16 protein-coding genes are annotated in these 17391 nt (G+C 63.3%); 6 read left to right on the top strand and 10 right to left on the bottom strand.

The genetic code is table 11. The features are described from left to right. Positions 1-8: 8 nt before the first annotated feature. The 9 genes from ACQY7X_RS09525 to ACQY7X_RS09485 are packed head-to-tail and all read right to left on the bottom strand — an operon-like array spanning position 9 to position 9847. On the bottom strand, positions 9-1226 hold the full coding sequence (locus ACQY7X_RS09525; RefSeq protein WP_428249675.1) for a phenylacetate--CoA ligase family protein: 1218 nt from the start codon (positions 1224-1226) through the stop codon (positions 9-11). 2 nt (positions 1227-1228) lie between these two features. Beyond that, a complete protein-coding gene (locus ACQY7X_RS09520; protein WP_428249674.1) occupies positions 1229-2026 on the bottom strand; it encodes an ABC transporter ATP-binding protein in 798 nt (265 codons plus the stop codon). Between the two features lie 39 nt (positions 2027-2065). After that, positions 2066-3262 carry an ABC transporter substrate-binding protein gene (locus tag ACQY7X_RS09515; RefSeq protein ID WP_428249673.1) on the bottom strand — a complete coding sequence of 399 codons (1197 nt, stop codon included), beginning with the start codon at positions 3260-3262 and terminating at the stop codon, positions 2066-2068. Positions 3263-3314: 52 nt separating this feature from the next. Further along, a complete protein-coding gene (locus tag ACQY7X_RS09510) occupies positions 3315-4367 on the bottom strand; it encodes a branched-chain amino acid ABC transporter permease (RefSeq protein ID WP_428249672.1) in 1053 nt (350 codons plus the stop codon). Positions 4368-4369: 2 nt separating this feature from the next. Next, a complete protein-coding gene (locus ACQY7X_RS09505; protein WP_428249671.1) occupies positions 4370-5269 on the bottom strand; it encodes a branched-chain amino acid ABC transporter permease in 900 nt (299 codons plus the stop codon). Then, positions 5266-7215 (bottom strand): AMP-dependent synthetase/ligase, encoded by a 1950-nt coding sequence (locus ACQY7X_RS09500; protein ID WP_428249670.1) that lies wholly within the window; start codon positions 7213-7215, stop codon positions 5266-5268. The genes ACQY7X_RS09505 and ACQY7X_RS09500 overlap by 4 nt, the downstream gene beginning before the upstream one ends. 2 nt (positions 7216-7217) lie before the next feature. Further along, positions 7218-8003 carry an ABC transporter ATP-binding protein gene (locus tag ACQY7X_RS09495; protein ID WP_428249669.1) on the bottom strand — a complete coding sequence of 262 codons (786 nt, stop codon included), beginning with the start codon at positions 8001-8003 and terminating at the stop codon, positions 7218-7220. Next, a complete protein-coding gene (locus ACQY7X_RS09490; RefSeq protein WP_428249668.1) occupies positions 8003-9166 on the bottom strand; it encodes an acyl-CoA dehydrogenase family protein in 1164 nt (387 codons plus the stop codon). The genes ACQY7X_RS09495 and ACQY7X_RS09490 overlap by 1 nt, the downstream gene beginning before the upstream one ends. Continuing rightward, positions 9167-9847 (bottom strand): TetR/AcrR family transcriptional regulator, encoded by a 681-nt coding sequence (locus tag ACQY7X_RS09485; protein ID WP_428249667.1) that lies wholly within the window; start codon positions 9845-9847, stop codon positions 9167-9169. Between the two features lie 146 nt (positions 9848-9993). Here ACQY7X_RS09485 and ACQY7X_RS09480 point away from each other — a divergent pair, with 146 nt between their 5' ends. From ACQY7X_RS09480 to ACQY7X_RS09455, 6 genes are all read left to right on the top strand, one after another. Beyond that, the gene (locus ACQY7X_RS09480; protein ID WP_428249666.1) at positions 9994-10785 is read left to right on the top strand and encodes an SDR family NAD(P)-dependent oxidoreductase; all 792 of its coding nucleotides are present in this window, start codon (positions 9994-9996) and stop codon (positions 10783-10785) included. A 230-nt stretch (positions 10786-11015) separates the two neighbouring features. Next, positions 11016-12083 (top strand): ABC transporter substrate-binding protein, encoded by a 1068-nt coding sequence (locus ACQY7X_RS09475; protein WP_428249665.1) that lies wholly within the window; start codon positions 11016-11018, stop codon positions 12081-12083. Positions 12084-12135: 52 nt separating this feature from the next. After that, a complete protein-coding gene (locus ACQY7X_RS09470) occupies positions 12136-12936 on the top strand; it encodes an ABC transporter ATP-binding protein (protein WP_428249664.1) in 801 nt (266 codons plus the stop codon). A gap of 3 nt (positions 12937-12939) precedes the next feature. Continuing rightward, entirely contained in the window at positions 12940-13770 is an 831-nt protein-coding gene (locus tag ACQY7X_RS09465) for an ABC transporter permease (protein WP_428249663.1), read from the top strand. A gap of 25 nt (positions 13771-13795) precedes the next feature. Beyond that, positions 13796-15169, top strand: coding sequence for an amidohydrolase family protein (locus ACQY7X_RS09460; protein WP_428249662.1), 1374 nt, complete (start codon positions 13796-13798; stop codon positions 15167-15169). 30 nt (positions 15170-15199) lie between these two features. Continuing rightward, positions 15200-16579 carry an amidohydrolase family protein gene (locus ACQY7X_RS09455; protein WP_428249661.1) on the top strand — a complete coding sequence of 460 codons (1380 nt, stop codon included), beginning with the start codon at positions 15200-15202 and terminating at the stop codon, positions 16577-16579. Here the strand turns inward: ACQY7X_RS09455 and ACQY7X_RS09450 are convergent. Beyond that, the gene (locus ACQY7X_RS09450; protein ID WP_428249660.1) at positions 16576-17349 is read right to left on the bottom strand and encodes a GntR family transcriptional regulator; all 774 of its coding nucleotides are present in this window, start codon (positions 17347-17349) and stop codon (positions 16576-16578) included. The two genes, ACQY7X_RS09455 and ACQY7X_RS09450, sit on opposite strands and share 4 nt — an antisense overlap. Positions 17350-17391 lie beyond the last annotated feature (42 nt).

Genomic DNA, 17391 nt, shown 5'->3' with positions numbered 1-17391 from the left:
TGCTGAAATCATGGGGAGGCATACCGCAGATCGCGCAACAGAGGCGCGTCGGCGGGCAGGGTATCGCTGGGGACGATTTCGATATGATCGAGCTGCAACCGCGTCAGGCTGGCGAAAGCCTGCCGCAGGGCCGGCGCCACGGCTGCCTCGCTCGCAGCATCGGCCAGGGCGATCTTCGCGGCGATGGCATCGCGATGGCCTTCGCGGCGCACTTCCACGGCAGCCCGCGCAATGCCGGCAACACGGCGCGGCAGGGCCTCGACATGGCTCGGATAGATGAAAATTTCACGCGCCTTCACCGCCTGGCCGACACGGCCCTGCAGGGCGCTGATCCGAGCTGTGCCGCCATCGGCGGCGATATCCGTGGCACAAGCAACATCGCCGGTGCCGAAGCGGATCATCGGCCAGCCGCGCGACAGGGTCGTCACCACGATCTCGCCGGCCTGACCTTGTGGTAGCGGCACACCGCTTTCCGGATCGCAGATCTGCACGAAGCGGTCCGGGTGAATGCTATAGCCATCCTTGCCCGCTTCCTCGTAGCCGATCAGGCCGAAATCGGCGGTGCCGTAGCAGGACCAGATCTTGATCGCGTAGGCTGCTTCCAGATGGCAGCGCCTAGCCGACCAGTCGCCGAATTCACCGCCCAGGAAGGCATGGCGCAGCGTCCAGGCGCCGGGCAGCTTATGGCCTTCGCTTTCCAGGCGCTCGATCAGGGTCTGGAAGAAAGCCGTGGAACCGAGGAAAGCCGTGACCGGCAGCTTGAGCAGCAGGCTGGCCTGCAATTCGCTGTTGCCGGTGCCACTCGGGATCACCCCGGCACCGACATGGCGCAGGCCCTGATCGAACAGCAGGCCGGCCGGCACCAGATGATAGGCCCAGCTGTTCAGCGCCAGGTCGCCCGGCCCGATGCCGGCGGCGCGGAACATATAGTCCATGCCATGGCCGGTCTCATCCGCCGCCAGTGACGGTTCGAAGATCGGCCCCGGCGATACATATATATGGGCGATCTCCTCGGGCCGGCAGGCAAGGTAGCCGGCGAAAGGCGGCTCGGCCTGCTGCGCCGCCATCAGCGCTTCCTTCTTCAACACCGGCAGGCGCGCCAGCGCAGCCGCATCCACGATATCAGCCGCCGCCATGCCAGCCTGCGCAAAGCGCCGACACAAAGCCGGTGCCAGAGCGCAAGCCTCGGCATAAACCTCGCGGATACGGTGGAAACGATCGGCCATGATCAGCCCAGCCAGCGCTTGCGGCGGCGATAATGCTTCACATCGCGGAAATTGCGCCGTTCCTCGCCAATCGAAAGCCCGAGATAGAATTCCTGCACATCCTGGTTCTGCTCGAGCTGGGCGCGCGTACCATGCAGCACGATGCGGCCACCATCCATCACATAGCCGTAATCGCATTGCTTGATCGCGGCGCGGGCATTCTGCTCCACCAGCAGCACGGTCATGCCCTCTTCGCGGTTGATCCGGCCGATCACCTCGAAAAGCTGCTCCACCAGCATCGGCGCCAAGCCCATGGAAGGTTCGTCCAGGATCAGCAGCTTCGGCGCCGCCATCAGGGCGCGGCCGATCAGCAGCATCTGCATCTCGCCGCCGGAGAGATAGCCGGCGGTACGGCCCAGCAGATCCGGCAGGCGCGGGAAATAGTGATACACGCGCTCAAGATCGCGCTTCACGGCGGCCAAGTCGCTGCGGCGATGCGCCCCGATGCGCAGATTCTGCTCGACCGTGAGGTGCTCCAGCACCTTGCGGCCTTCCAGCACCTGCACGATACCCTTGTCGAAAATCGAGATCGGGTCTCGGTTGGTGATACTTTCGCCGTTGAACAGGATTTCGCCGGCCGTCACCTCGCCCAGATCGGCATGCAGCAGGCCGGAAATTGCCCGCAGTGTGGTGGTCTTGCCGGCGCCATTGGAGCCAAGCAGAACCACCATCTTGCCGTCAGGCACTTCAAGATTGGCGCTGCGCAGCACCTGGATGACGCCACCATAGACGACATCAACATTGGTCAGGGTCAATCCCATGGCCGCGTCTCCCGGATGCTGCGCAACACCATTTTCATCTCACCACTTCTCGAAGGCCGGCACGGCCAGCCATTCCTCGGTCAGCGGCTGGATCTTGCCATCCACCACCACCTGGGCCTTGGCCTTGATGGCGCCGATCGGGAACGGAGCCGTGTCGTCGAAATCCAGCTCCGGCAGCACGCCGAGCAATTCCTGCTCGCTGAACTTGTTGGCCAGCAGGGCGTCATACATCGCCTGTCCGGTCACCTTGTCCTTGCCGACCTTGGCAACAGCCTTTTCCAGCACGCGGAGCGCCAAAAGGGCCTGGGCCGCCGATTGCGTGGTGATGATGCCCCACTGGCCGTTGCCGACCTTGTTGGCTTCATAGATATCGCGCAACGGCAGCTTCGGCTGATTGTCCGGCGTGAAGGAGAAAGCCGAATAGGAGCCGTTCATCTTCTTCAGGTCATAGCCCTTGGCCACTTCCGAGAGACCGTTATGGGTCGAATTGATGATCGGCACCTTGGCGTTCAGTTCTTCCAGGGCGGCCGCCGTGGCCGTGACCTGCGCGGTGGTGCCGCCGACCAGGATGACATCCGGCTTCTTTTCAAGCATGGCGCGGACATTGCTGGTCATCGATACCGGGCTGGCGGCAACCCATTGCGTATCCACCACCTCGAAGCGGTCTGGATAAGTGGCGGCGAGCTTTTCGACGCCCTTGACCTGATCGACGAAGCCAGCCGCCGTCTGGGTCGAGACCGCACCGATCTTCAACTTGCCGCCCTGCTTCTTCTGCAGGTAATCCAGCAGACCGGCGAATTCATGGCTGTAGGTCGGGCGGATCGAGAAATGCCAGCCCTGCGGCTTCCACACCATGCTGACCATGGCAGTGCCGATCAGCATCGGCACCTTGTCGTTCGGCAGACGGGTCATCAGCGTGGTGAGATCGGGCGAGCCGAAGCCGAGATGCATGATCGGCTGGTCGCGCGACAGGATGCTTGGCCAGGTGCGGGCGATCACGGCAGCGTCATAGCGCATGTCGTAGATCTTGATGTTGACCTTGACGCCAAGCTTGGTGCCGACTTCCTTGTTCCACCAGGCAGTGACGCTTTCGATGCCGGACATGGCATTCGGCATCACGTCGGCGAAGGGGCCGGAGAAATCGGCCGAGGCCGACATGGTGTATTCCGCCGCATAGGCGGGCAGTGAAACCGCGGCCAGCATTGCCGCAGCAGCAAAAGTGGTCCTGAACGCCATTGTTTCCTCCTGTTTTATTGAGAGGCCCGCGGCCCCCGTTCTAGTGCCGCGCTCACTGGCGTGGGAACGGCCATAGTTGGAACGCAGCCCGGAGCACCGACCAGCGATGCGCCAAGCCGCGCGGTTCGAAAATCAGCGCCAGCAGGATGCAGGCGCCGAGCACGATATTGGTGGTGGCGAATACGGCGCCGCCAACGGCATGGGACTGGCCGCGCATCACCATGGTGGCCACTTCATGCAGCCCTTCCTGGAACAGCGTGATGAACACCACGCCAAGGATGGCACCCACCGGGCTGTGCACGCCGCCGACGATCAGCATGCCGAGATACCAGACCGAGGCAAACAGCGTGAAACTTTCGATGGTGACGAATTGCAGGAACCACGCCGTGCAGGCGCCAGCGATTCCGGCGAACAGCGATCCGGCAAAGAAAGCCGTGATCTTGTAGCGCAGCACCGGAATTCCCATCACTTCCGCCGCCACGTCATTGTCGCGCACCGCCTTGAAGGCGCGGCCCAGGCGGCTGCGGTGCAGGTTGAACACCGCATAGCTCGACAGCAGTGTCAGAACCAGCGTGAAATAGTAGAACTGCTTCGGTGAGCCGATATTGTAACCGGCGATGCTGAGCGGCTGCACCGGCAGGCCGACCAGACCGCCCAGCCAATCCTGCGGCAGGCCAAGAATCACAATCGGGAACAGCACCTGGGCCGCGAGCGTGGTGAGCGCCAGGTAAAACCCTTTCACTCGCGCCGCCGGCAGCGCGAACAGCACACTGACCAGGCCGGTGATAATGGCGCTGAGCGGCAGCACGGCCCAGAACGGCAGGCCCAGGCTGCTGAGCTTGGCGGCAGCGAAGGCGCCGACACCGACGAAAGCCGATTGCGCGATATTGATCTGCCCGGCCATGCCAACGGTGACATGCAAGCCGTAGACGGCGATCAGTGTGATGAACATCTGTGTGCCGATGCCGACCATATAGGGGCCGGAAAGCAGCGGCAGGACCAGCAGGGCAAGCAGCAGGGCGGCAACCCCCAGCTTGGCACGCGCGGTCTTGAGGATCGCGGCTTCGCCGGTATAGGAGCTGAAATGAATCCCGGTCGGCAGCATGATCAGAGCCTCTCGATCTTCTTCCAGCCGAACAGACCCTGCGGACGGATCAGCAGCACGCCGATCATCACCGCGAAGGGCAGTACGTTGGAGGCAACGCCATTGGTAAGGGGGTCGAGATAGGTCATCGCCACGGCCTCGCCGACGCCGATCAGCACGCCGGCCAGTGGCGCCCCCCGGATCGATTCAAGGCCGCCGAGCAGAGCCACCGGCAATGCCTTGAAACCGATGGCTGCGACTTCCAGCGACACGATCCGGCCGGAGAGGAAGACGATGGCACCGAACGTGGCGACCACGGTGCCGAGGATCCAGGCAACCGCAATGGCACCGCGCACCGAGACACCGAGTGACAGGGCGGTATTGTGATCTTCCGCCACCGCCGCCAGACGCAGACCGCGCCGCGAGCGGGTGAAGAAAAGATGCAGGCCGATGGTGAGCAGCACCGTGAAGATGGCGCCGATCAGCAGCTTGGTGGTGACCACGAAGGGCCCAAGCTGCAAGGCGCCACCGGGCAGGAAAGCTGGAAACGGCCGCGTTTCCGCAGTCCACACAAGCTGCGCCGTGCCGCGCAGCATCACCAGCAAGGCAATGCTGGCCATGAAGATGGCGAAGGCCGGCTGGCCGATCAGTGGCCGGAACACGAAGCGTTCCAGCAGCAAGCCGAAGGCGATGCAGGCGCCGATGGTGATCAGCAGTCCAAGCCAGAGTGGCACATTAAAACCAATGGTCTTCATGCCGAGGGTGAAGGTCCACAGGAACAGTGCGCCGAAGACCAGCACTTCGCCCTGGGACAGGTTGACGATCTTCGAGGCGCGGTAGATCACCACGAAAGAGATCGCCACCAGGCCATAGACCAGGCCGACCAAGGTGCCGTCGATCAGCACCTGGAGGAATTTGATCATGGCATTGCCTCCACCACATTCACCGCCACCCGGGCGCGCAGACGGCTGACGCTGCCATCCTGATATTTGACCTGTATTTCGCTGTCGCAGTGACTGGCACCCTGATACAGCGACTCGATCAGGTTGTCGTAACGCTCATGAATTGCCTCGCGGCGCAGCTTGCGCGACCGCGTCAGTTCGGACTCGTCGGCATCCAGTTCCTTCGGCAACGTGGCGAAGCGTGTCACCCGCGCGCCCGGCGCCACCAGGCGATTGACGCCGGTGATGATCGCGGCGATCTCGGCGCGGATTTCCGGCAACTGGCTCAGTTCGGTGAAGGTGCCGTAGGCTAGGCCCTTCAGTTCGGCGAAGCGACCGGCAATTTCACTGTCGATATTCACCAGCGCGGTGACAAAATCGCGTTCGGCATCGCCGATCACGATGGCATCGCGGATCATCGACGCTGCGCGCAGGTGGTTCTCGATGAATTGCGGCGGATAGGCCTGGCCGCTGCGCAGGCGGCGCATGTCCTTCAGGCGGTCGAGGAAAATAAGCTGCCCGCGTTCATCCAGCCGCACGGCATCGCCGGTGGCAAAGCCACCCTCGACGCTGCCCAGTTCCTGGGTCGCGCCTTCATTCTTGAGATAGCCGGAGAAAGCCGGCAGACGCAGGCGAAGCTGATCCTGCTCATCCACCCAGGCTTCCATCGGCTCGGCGATGCTGGGATCAGAAGGCATCAGTTCGCCCATGGTCTCAGGCCGGTAATGCGCAGCCCGGCGATGCGCCGAAACCAGGCCCAGTTCAGTGGACCCATAGAGATTGCCCAGCGGCACGCCGAAAGCGTGGAAACGCATGAACAATTCCGCCGAAAGGCCGGAGCCGCCACTCAACACGCCGCGCACTTCCGAAAGGCCGAGCAAATCGCGCACGCCGCGCAGAATGAGCAGATCGGCCAGTGGCGCCAGCAGCAGTTTATCCAGCCAATTGCCCGTGCCCATGGCGCGCTTGCGCCCCTGCGCCACGCCCCAGGCAAACAGCGAGCGGCGCAGTGCGCCGGCATCCATCATGCGGGCCTCGACACTGGAGGCGAGCATTTCCCATTGCCGCGGGGTGAACATCAGGTAATGCGGCCCGGTTTCGCGCAGATCGCTCTGCACGGTTTCCGGCTTCTCGGCGTAATACAGTGTCATCGGCGCCAGCAGCGCCAGGCCGATGCCGAAATACTGCTCGGCGGCCCAGGCCGGCGAAATATACGAAAGGTAGCGAGCGCCCGTCTCAGTGCCGAGCGTGCCCATCAGACGGAAGGCGTTATCCAGGATGAAGGCATGTGACAGCATCGCGCCTTTCGGCCTGCCGGTGGTGCCCGACGTGTAGCAATAGACCGCCACATCGTCCTGCCGGCCGAGGTCGATCTCGGTATCGAGCCAGGCATCGTCGCGATGCGCGGCGCCGCGCTCCAGCAGGATATCCAGCGGATGCAACTGTTCCTGGCGATACTCCCACAGGCCACGGCCATCGATATGGAAAATGGCGCGGATCGCCGGAGCGCGCGGCAGGATGGCCAGAATCTTGTCGACCTGCTCCTGGTCCTCGCCCACCACCATGGCGGCTTCGGCATGCTCCAGCAGATAGCCGAGTTCATCCACGGAAGCATCGGGATAGGCGGAAACCGTGCGGGCACCGAGGCAATGGGCGGCAAGTTCGAGCAGGAACTGCTCTTCCATATTCTCCGAAACCAGCGCCAGCACTTCGCCGCGCTGCAAGCCGCTGCCGGCCAGGCCACGGGCATAAAGCCGCACGCGGCGGTTCACCTCAGCCCAATCATGCTGACGCCAGATGCCGGCACGCTTGCTGCGGATTGCCGGCTTGGCGGCGAATTCCCTGGCACGATCCCGCAGTAATTGCGGCAGGGTGCGGCCGGCGGCATTGCGGCTGTCGTTCACCGGGGTGGCGCGCAAACTCGGCATCGCTATTCCTTCCCCAGATAGGCGGCGATCACTGCCGGGTCGCGGCGCACTTCCGCCGGCGTACCGACGGCGATGACGCGGCCAAAATCGATCACCGTGATGGTGTCGGAAATATCCATCACCACTTCCATGTCATGCTCCACCAGCACGATGGGGATGGCGCGGGCATCGCGGATATCCAGGATGTAGCGGGCGAGATCGCCCTTCTCTTCCGGGTTCATGCCGGCCATCGGCTCATCCATGATCAGCACCTTGGGGTCGAGCGCGATAGCACGGCCAAGATCGACGCGCTTGCGCAGGCCGTAGCTCATGTCGCCGACCGGGGCATGGCGCAGTTCTTCGAGTTCCAGGAACTCGATGATCTCCTCGGCCTTGGCGGCGTAATCGGCTTCCTCGCGCGATACCCGGCCCCAGTAGAGCAGGGCATCGAGCAGGCCGGTGCGCATACGGTTATGAAACCCGGTGAGGATGTTTTCCCGCGCCGTCATGCTGGGATAGGTCTGGATACCCTGGAAGGTGCGGCCGATGCCGGCGGCGGCACGGCGGTTCGGCACCAGACCGGTGATATCCCGGCCCTGGAAATGCACCGCGCCGGTCTGCGGCCGGTAGAAACCGGACAGGCAGTTGAGCAGGCTCGATTTGCCGGCGCCGTTCGGGCCGATGATGGCGTGGATCTCGCGCGGACGGACACGGATCGAGACCTGCTTCAGCGCCTCGACGGCGCCAAAGCGCAGGTTCAGATCGCGCGCCTCGAGAACGAGGTCGCTATCTGCGAGGGCGGTAGACATCAGCCGAAACTGACATCCAGGCCGCATTCGCGGGCGATCAGCAATTTCTGAATCTGCGAGCTGCCATCGCCGATGGTGCAGACGCGGTTGTCGCGCATATAGCGCGATACCGGGCAATCATCCATGAAGCCCCAGCCGCCATGAATCTGCACTGCCAGGTTGGCGCATTTTGAACCGGCCTCGGTGGCATGGTACTTCGCCATCGAGAGGTCCATCAGATTGTGGTGGCCGTTATCGACACCCCAGGCGGCGCGGTAGGTGACGAGACGGGCCGAATCCACCAGCAGCGCCATTTCCGCCACCATGTCCTGGATCATCTGCAGCTTGCCGATCGGGCCGCCGAACGCCTGGCGCGTCTGGGCATACTTGATCGAGTGATCGAGGCAGGCCTGGGCCAGGCCAAGCGAACAGGTGGAAAGGAAAAGCCGGGCCGCCTGATAGCCCTTGTGCAGCACGAAGCGGCCCTTATGCGGCTGGCCGACAACGTAATCGCCGCTGAGTTCACAATCGCTGAAATAGAGCGGGCGGGTATCGGAGGAACGCCAGCCCATCTTGCGGTATTTCGGGCCGCGCGTGTAGCCGGGCGTATCGTTGGGCACCATGAACAGGGTGTAATTCTTGGTGGCGGCATCAGCCGGGCTGCTCACCGTCAGCAGCAGGGTGAACAGCGAAAGATCGGTGCCGGCATTGGTGATATAGGCTTTCTCGCCGTTGATCATCCAGCGGTTGCCGGACAGCTCGCGCGCACGGGTTTTGAAGCCCGCAGTATCGCTGCCTGCATCCGGCTCGGTGCCGGCAATGGCGCACATGCGCTGGCCGGTGACGATTTCGGGCAGCCACTTTTCCGCCTGCTCGCGGGTGCCGAAGCGCGCCAGCGTGAGACCGGTGGCCATGCTGACCATGGCCGAGACGGCCAGCGACTGATCCGCGCGCGCCACTTCCTCAAGCGCCAGAACCGCATCGAACACGCCAAGCCCCATGCCGCCGAGGTCTTCGGGGAACGGAATCGACATCACGCCAAGATCGCCAAGCTTCTTGAACAGGTCGGCGGGGAATTCCCCGGTGCGGTCCAGTTCCTCGGCCCGCGGCGCGATTTCCGCCTGGGCGAATTCCCTGACCTTGGCCTGCAGATTCTGCTGATCCTGCGTGAGTTCGAAATTCATCTAGTCGCCTCTTGTGCTCGCTAACGTGAAGGGAGTGAGAACCTGATGCAGCTCGGCCTGCAGGGCCGGCGCGGGATTGGCGGTGAAGGCGCGGAGCGCCAGCTCGACCAGGGCCTCGGAAGCCTGATCGGCGGTCCAGGGACCTTCGGGCGAATACCACTTGGTGACCCAGTGCACGGCACCCAGCAGCATGAACACCGCCATCTTCGGGTTCACCGGCAGGATGCTGCCATCGCGGATGCCTTCCTCGACCAGGTCGCGCATCTGCTTTTCGTACGCATCGCGTAGCGCGATGATCGGGCCGGCGGTGCCTTCGGCCAGCGCGTTCTCTTCCAGGATCAGCACGGGCACGCCCATGTCGCTGATCACGGTGCGCAGGTAGCCGGTCATGCCGATGCGGATTTTCTCAAGCCCGTTGCGGCCTTCGCGCATACCGATGGCGAGATGCTCATTGGCGATCTCCATCGCCTCTTCATGGCAGGCGCAGAGCAGGTCGTTCTTGTTGTTCACATAGCGGTAGAGGGCGGTCTTGGTGACACCCAGGCGCTCGGCGACATCGTCCAGCGTCGTGCCGTGGCTGCCGCGGCGGTTAAACACACGGGCGGCCTCGCGGATGATTGCTTTCCGCTTGATGTCGGTCTGCTCGGCGCGGCTCGGCACCGCATTAGCCCACTTGGTCATCTTTCCTCCGAACCAGGGTGAATAGCTGTCTAAAGCGCCATCTTGCCTGATTCGTCCCGATAGTTACATGTCGGAACTAAGAATGCAACACTAGAAACTTTAGTTACTGTATGTTCACATACACAAAATTAATCAGGAGGAAATCGATGCACGCGAATCAGAAAATGGCGAATAACCGGGATGAAACAGCCCTGCTCTGCGGTGGAACGGCAGGCATCGGCCTGGCCAGCGCGCGGGCGCTGCTGAGCGCCGGAACGAAAAAAATCATGCTGGTGGGCCGTAAGCCGGCACGCGGCACCGCCGCCCAGGCCGCCCTGGCGGCGGAATTCCCAGGTGCCGATATCCGATTCTTTGCCGCCGATCTCGGCCAGCCGGATGGCGCCGAGGCAGCAGTTCAGGCCTGCCTGGATGCTTTTGGGCGTATCGACACCCTGCTGAGCTGCGCCGGCGGCGACCCGATGCCGCGCCTGCTGCATGAAACGCCCCTGGCCGAGTTGCCTCGCATCATCGGCGGCACGTCCGCCAGCGTGCTGCTGCCGGTGCGCGCCGCCTTGCCGGCCATGATGGCGCAGCGTTCCGGCAACATCATCTGCATCGCTTCCGATGCGGCGAAGGTGGCGACCCCGGGCGAGGTCTGCATCGGCGCCGCCATGGCGGCAATCGTGATGTTCTGCCGCGCCCTGGCCATCGAGGCGAAACGCAGCGGAATCCGCGTCAATTGCCTTACGCCGAGCATCGTGCGCGATACGCCGCTCTATGATGCGCTGATGCAGGATGCCTTCGCCGGCAAGCTGTTTGCCAAGGCGGAGAACCTGGCCAAGCTGGGCGTGGTGGTGCCCGAAGATCTCGCCGCCCTGGTGTTATTCCTCTCCAGCCCGGCAGCGGCGCGGCTCACCGGCCAGACCATCAGCGTCAACGGCGGCATCTCGGCTGCCTGACGAGAGTGCGTCCCGCCGCCTCGCTCATTGCGTGCGTGGTGGCGGGAGGCACAATTGTGGACACACATGGGTCGGTTTTAAAAAAAGAAGTATACATTTCTGCTTTTATGTAGCTACGATGTATTACACATCGTGGCCGAGGCGTTGCAGGCGCCATGGCCGCCCAAGGGCGGCGAAATCGGGACCACGGGGCGTTTGGGCGCTATTCCCAACCGGCAGAGGGGACCGACATGTTTCGCAAGATTGACCGCAGGCAGTTTCTCACCGGCTCGACGGCGATTGCCGCCGCGGGCCTGTTCCCGACGCCGTATCTGATGGCGCAGACCAATTTCTTCGAGCCGACCCGTGTGCGCACTACCCATGCGCCCTATGTCTCCGCCGGCCCGTATTTCATTGCCCAGGCCAAGGGCTACTTCAAGAAAGTGGGCCTGGACGTCACCTCCACCAGCTTCATCGACCAGGCGCAGGCGATGCCTGGCCTGGCGGCGGGCGAGTTCGACATCACCGGCGCCACGATCAGCGCCGGCCTGTTCAACCTGATGGCCAAGGGCACGCCAGTGCGCCTGATCATGGAAGGCGGCCGCGAAAGCCCCGGCATGGGCTCGAACGCCATCCTGGTGAGCAACGAGACCTATGCTGCCGGCTTCACCAATCTGGCCGGCTACAAATTCGCCAAGGGCCGTAATTTTGGCGTCTCGACGCGCGGCGCGGTGGCGCAGTATCTGCACTATACCGGCCTGGAGCGCGCCGGCCTGACGCCGGATGACGTGAGCTGGCAATGGGGCCTCGACACCCGCAACAGCCTGGCGCTGATGCCGGCCGAGCGCGTGCATGTGATCAACATCCCGCTGCCCGGCGCCTATGCGGCGCAGAAGCGCGGCGTTGGCAAGGTGGTGACCTGGAGCGACGAGATCGTGCCGAATTTCGTGCTCGCCTGCCGCGCCGCCAGCCAGAAATTCCTCGCCGAGCGTTATTCGGCGGTGGTGCGCTTCATCATGGCGATCCTTCATGCCAATGCCGAGTTCAACGCAGCGGCGCAGAACGGCAACCCGGAAGTGCTGAAGATCATCGCCGAAGGCACCGGCCTGGAGCCGGAAGTGATCGACGAATGCCGCCCGCGCTGGACGCAGATGACGCCGGACGGCCTGCCGAACATCCAGTCGATCATGACGCAGCAGATGTTCTGGAAGGACAAGACCGACCTGCTGGCGCGCACCGTGCCGGAGGATGGCCTGTTCGATCTCGGCGCCGTGCGCGAAGCCAAGAAACGGCTGGAAGACAAGAACCCGTTCATCTGAGGCCGCTTCGCTCAATCCAGGGCGCGTAGTTCCAGTCAGTACAGGATGCGGGATGCTGCAGGCGATTGAAGTTTCGGGTCTGACCCATCGGTGGCTGAGCAAGACACGGCCACCGACCCTGGCCCTGAGCAATGTCGATTGCCGCTTTCCGGCCGGCAAGGTCACGGCCATCGTCGGCCCCAGCGGCTGCGGCAAATCCACCCTGCTGCTGATGCTGCGCGGCTTGCTCAGCCCGAGCCAGGGCAAGATCAGCTTTGCCTATCAATCGGCGCAGGGCACCACCTACGGCCCGGCGCCGCAGATGGCAACCGTGTGGCAGGCCTTCAACCTGCTGCCCTGGCGCACCGTGATCGACAATGTCGCCTTCGGCCTCGAACTGGGCGGCATGAGCAAAGCAGAGCGGTATCGCCGCGCGGCGGAAGCGATCAAGTCGGTGGAGCTTTCCGGCTTTGAGAATCATTTCCCGAGCCAGCTTTCCGGCGGCATGAAGCAGCGCGTCGGCCTGGCGCGCGGCCTGGTGCAGGCGCCGGATGTGCTGCTGCTGGACGAACCTTTCGGCGCTCTGGACGCGCAGACCCGGCTTTACCTGCAGGAGCAGCTCGCCACTGTGGTGGAGCAGAGCCGCAAGACGGTGATCCTGGTCACCCATAGCATCGAGGAAGCGGTATTCCTGGCCGATAAGGTGCTGGTGATGACCGCGCGGCCCGGCCGCATCGCCGCCGATATCGATATCGACCTGCCGCGCCCGCGCAGCATGGAAACGCAGAATAACCCGGCCTTCGGCAAGTATTTCTCCGATATCTACGGCCTGCTGCGCGATGAAGTGAAGAAATCCATGCTGGCGGATGCGTAAGCCATGACCCAGAAGCCGGATTCCACTCAAAAGCCTGATCAGACTCCGAAAGACGACGAAGCCGCCTTTGCCGATCTGCGGCTGAAGGACGAATACCGCCATTACGGCCCGATCGCGCTGATCCTGGCCCTGGTGGCCTGGGAAGTCTTTGTCGACGTTTCGAAGATTCCCGAACTCTTCCTGCCGGCGCCATCCATGGTGGTGGTGACGCTGTACAAGCTGTTCGTCGACAAGGGGCTGCTCTACGACCTCTATGTCACGCTCTACCGCATCTTCGGCGGCTTCTTCCTTGCCAGCTTCGTCGGCGTGGGCCTGGGCATCCTGATGGGCACGTCGAAGCGGGCGAATGCGATTCTCGATCCCTTCGTGGCTGCGATCTATCCGCTGCCGAAAATCTCGCTGGTACCGCTGCTGATCATCTGGCTGGGCAGCGGCGATGCCTTCCAGATCGTGCTGAGCGCCTTGGGCTGTGTCTTCCCGATCCTGGTCAACACCATTCTCGGCGTGCGGCAATGCGATGAAGGCCTGGTGCTGGCGGCGCGCGATCTCGGCGCCACGCATAGCCAGATCCTGCGCAAGGTGGTGCTGCCTGCCGCCATTCCCAGCATTTTCAGCGGCCTGCGCCTGGCGCTCGGCATCGCCATCATCCTGGTGGTGGCGGCCGAAATGCAGACGGCGCGTTACGGCCTCGGCGCCAAACTCAATCTTGCCGGCCAGATTCTTGAGACCGGCCAGGTATTCGCCATTCTGCTGCTGCTGGCGATCCTGGGCATCCTGCTTACCAAGGCACAGCAGGCGCTGGACCGGCTGTTGGGCCGCTGGCGCGCACAGTAATTACAGACAACAGGACGGGTTCGACATGAAGCGCACGCTGGTGAAATGTGGTTGGCTGGTGAGTTGCGATCCCAAGATCGGCGATCTCATCAATGCTGAACTGCTGCTGGAAGGCGACAAGATCGTCGCCGTGGGCAAGAACCTGAACGCCCAGGCCGATACGGTGATCGAAGCCAGCGACATGATCGTGATGCCGGGCCTGATCAACGCCCATATCCATGTCTGGCAATGCGGCATGCGCGGCATCGGCTCGGAATGGATGAGCGCCGATTACCACGGCAACATGCATGGCAATATCGCCACCCGCTACAAGCCGGACGACAACTACGTCGCCAATGTGGTTGGCGGCCTGACCCAGATCGATGGTGGTGTTACCACCGTGCTCGACTGGTGCCATAACCTGACCTCGCTGGAGCATGCCGAACGCTCCATCGACGGCCTGGAGGAAACCGGCCTTCGCGCCGTATTCGCCCATGGCACCGCCAAGCCGCCAACACCGCCCGGCGGCCTGCCCTATACCCATATCGCGCATCCGCGCGACCGCGTGAAAGCGCTGCGTGAAGGCCGGCTTTCCAGCGACGATGCCCGCATCACCATGGCGATGGCGATCCTGGGGCCGCATTACTCGGTGGCCGAAGTCGTGGAGCAGGATGTGCGGCTGGCCAAGGAATTCGGCCTGCTGGCGACATCCCATGCCACGCGGCGCCATGCCGATTGCGTGACGCCGAAGGGCTATCTGCAATTGGCCAAGGCCGGCCTGCTTGGGCCTGACCACAATATCGTGCATGCCAATTATTTCGAGGATGATGAGCTCAAGGCGGTGATCGATTGCGGCGCTTCCATCACCGCCACGGTGCTGGTGGAACTGCATGGCCATGCCGCCGATCCGCTGACCGGCCGGGTGCGCGCCATGGGCGGCATGCCGTCGCTTGGTATCGATGTCGAACCTATCGTCACCGCTGAATTCTTCCGCGAGATGCAGGCCGCGCTGCTGTACCTGCGCAATGCTGAGCATCGCGCCTATGCCGCTGCCGGCAAGCCGCCCTCGCAGGTGATTCCGGTGCGCTCGCGCGAGGCACTGGAATGGGCCACCATCGGCGGCGCCCGCGCCCTGATGCTGGAAGACAAGATCGGCTCGCTCACGCCGGGCAAGAAAGCCGACGTTGTGATGCTACGCTCTACCGACCTCAACCTGTTCCCGGTGCATGATCCGGTCTTTTCCATCGTCGAGCAGGCCCATGCCGGCAATGTCGATACCGTGATCATCGATGGTGTGATCCGCAAGCAGGGTGGCCAGCTTGCCTATGGCGCCGAGGCGCTGCGGCGCAAGAAGACCGAGCTGCTGGCTTCCGCCGAGCGCATCATGCGCGAAGCCAAGTTCACCCTGAAGGCTGCCTGACACACAGCACCTCACAAGACGAGGCATGACATGACCCGCACCCTGATCAAATGCGGCTGGCTGGTTTCAGTGGACCCCGGCATCGGCGTACTCACCGATGCCGAAATGCTGATCCAGGATGACCGCATCGCCGCCATCGGCAACCGGCTCGGCGCCCAGGCCGATGTGGTGATCGACGCCAGCGACATGATCGTGATGCCGGGCCTGATCAATGCCCATATGCATACCTGGCAGGCCGGCCTGCGCGCCATCGGCTGCGAATGGGTGCATCTGGACTATTTCAAGTATCTGCATGGCCATATGGCGACGCTGTATGGGCCGGAAGACAACTACCTCGGCAACCTGATCGGGGCGCTGAACCAGATCAATTGCGGCGTCACCTCGCTGTTCGATTACTGCCATAACATCACCTCGCTGGAGCAGGCCGAGCGTTCCATCGATGCGCTGGAGGAAAGTGGCATCCGCGCCCTGTTCGGGCTGGGCAACGGCAAGCTGCGGCCTGAGGAGGAAGCCAAGAACCCGTTCGAGAAGCGGCCGCATCCGCGCCAGCGCATCGATCACCTGCGCAAAGGCCGCATGGCCAGCAACGACCAGCGCGTCACCATGGCACTGGCGATCTCAGGCCCGCATTGGGGCGATTACGATACCGCCGTGTCGAACCTGGAACTGGCCAAGGAATATGGCCTGCTGTCTTCCTCGCACGCCACCAAGCGGAAGAAATTCTGCGTCGTGCCTGATGGCTATATCCGCCTGGCGAAAGCTGGCTATCTCGGCCCGCACCACAATATCGTGCATGGCAACTATCTCGAGGACGACGAACTGAAGCTGCTCGTGGATTGCGGTGTTTCCTTCACCGCAACGGTGCAGACCGAATTGCGCGGCTACGCCGCCGATCCGCTGCCCGGCCGCCTGCGCGCGCTCGGCTCCCTGCCCTCGCTCGGTGTCGATGTCGAGCCGCGCGTCTCGGGCGAGATGTTCCGCGAGATGCAGATCGCGCTGCTGCATGCCCTGTCCATCGCCCAGCGCAACAATGAATATGAAGGCGCCAAGCCGTTCGACCGCGTGCCGATCCGCAGCATGGAAGCCCTGGAATGGGCCACCATCGGCGGCGCCCGCGCCATGGGTCTGGAACAGGTGACCGGTTCTCTCACGCCCGGCAAGAAGGCCGATATCGTGATGCTGCGCGCCAACGACCTGAATCTGTTCCCGGTGCATGACCCGGTCTACAGCATTGTCGAGCAGGCCAATGCCGGCAATGTCGATACCGTGATCGTGGATGGCGCCATCCTCAAGCGCGGCGGCGCCCTGCTCTTCCCGGCCGATCTGCTGCGCAAGCGCATGCAGCAGATGTCTGAATCCGTGGCACGGCTGATGAATGAAGCCAATTACAAAGTAGCGCGGGCGAGCTAAGCCACCACGACGGCCTTGGCCCTGGTGACGCGGCGGCGCTTCGGCGCTTCCACCGGCATGTCCTCAGCCAGACTGCGCTGTGCCAGGGCACGGGCGGCGGTGTTCTTCACCGCCAGGATATGGGCACGCATCAGGTCTTCCGCCTTCTTCGGCTCACGGCAGAGGATCGCCTCGAAGATGGCATGATGATCCATATGGCGCATGCGCACCCGTTCGAGGCCGAAGCCGACCACGTTATGCGCCGAGGTATGCGGCACGCGCTGGAACAGCCGCACCACATCGACCACCACGCGCGAATTCGCCGCTTCATGAATGGCGCGGTGGAACCGCTTGTTCGCCTCGGTATAGACCGAACGCAAGGTCTGGGTATCGATGCCATGGCGGTTCAGCGCATTATCGACCAGACCCAGCGCCTGCTCGATTTCCGTCTGCTGCGCCGGAGTCAGGCCGCGCTCCGCCGCCAGCCGTGCCGCCAGTCCCTCCGCCAGTGCCCGCATCTCGTAGGTATCGGTGATTTCGGAAAGCGTGTAGGCGCGCACCGAATAGCCGCGATTCGGGGTGTAATCCAGCAGCCCCTCACCGGCCAACGTCTGCAACGCGGCGCGGATCGGCGTGCGCGAAACCTTGAACTGGCGGCAGAGATCCAACTCGAACAGCCGCGAGTCCGGCGCGATGCGGCCATCGAGCAGGGCCGCGCGCAGCAGGTCTGTGACGGTCTGCGACCGCGGCCCGTCATTGGCCTCAAGCCTCGCGCCCAGGACAACCTCCATCGGAAACGTATACAAACGGCAGATTTTGTGCGGCGAAACACC

It is taken from the genome of Ferrovibrio sp. (assembly GCF_965278975.1).
Lineage (GTDB): Bacteria > Pseudomonadota > Alphaproteobacteria > Ferrovibrionales > Ferrovibrionaceae > Ferrovibrio.
The sequence above is the reverse complement of the archived record's forward strand: the minus strand, read 5'-3'. Positions and strand labels throughout refer to the sequence as shown.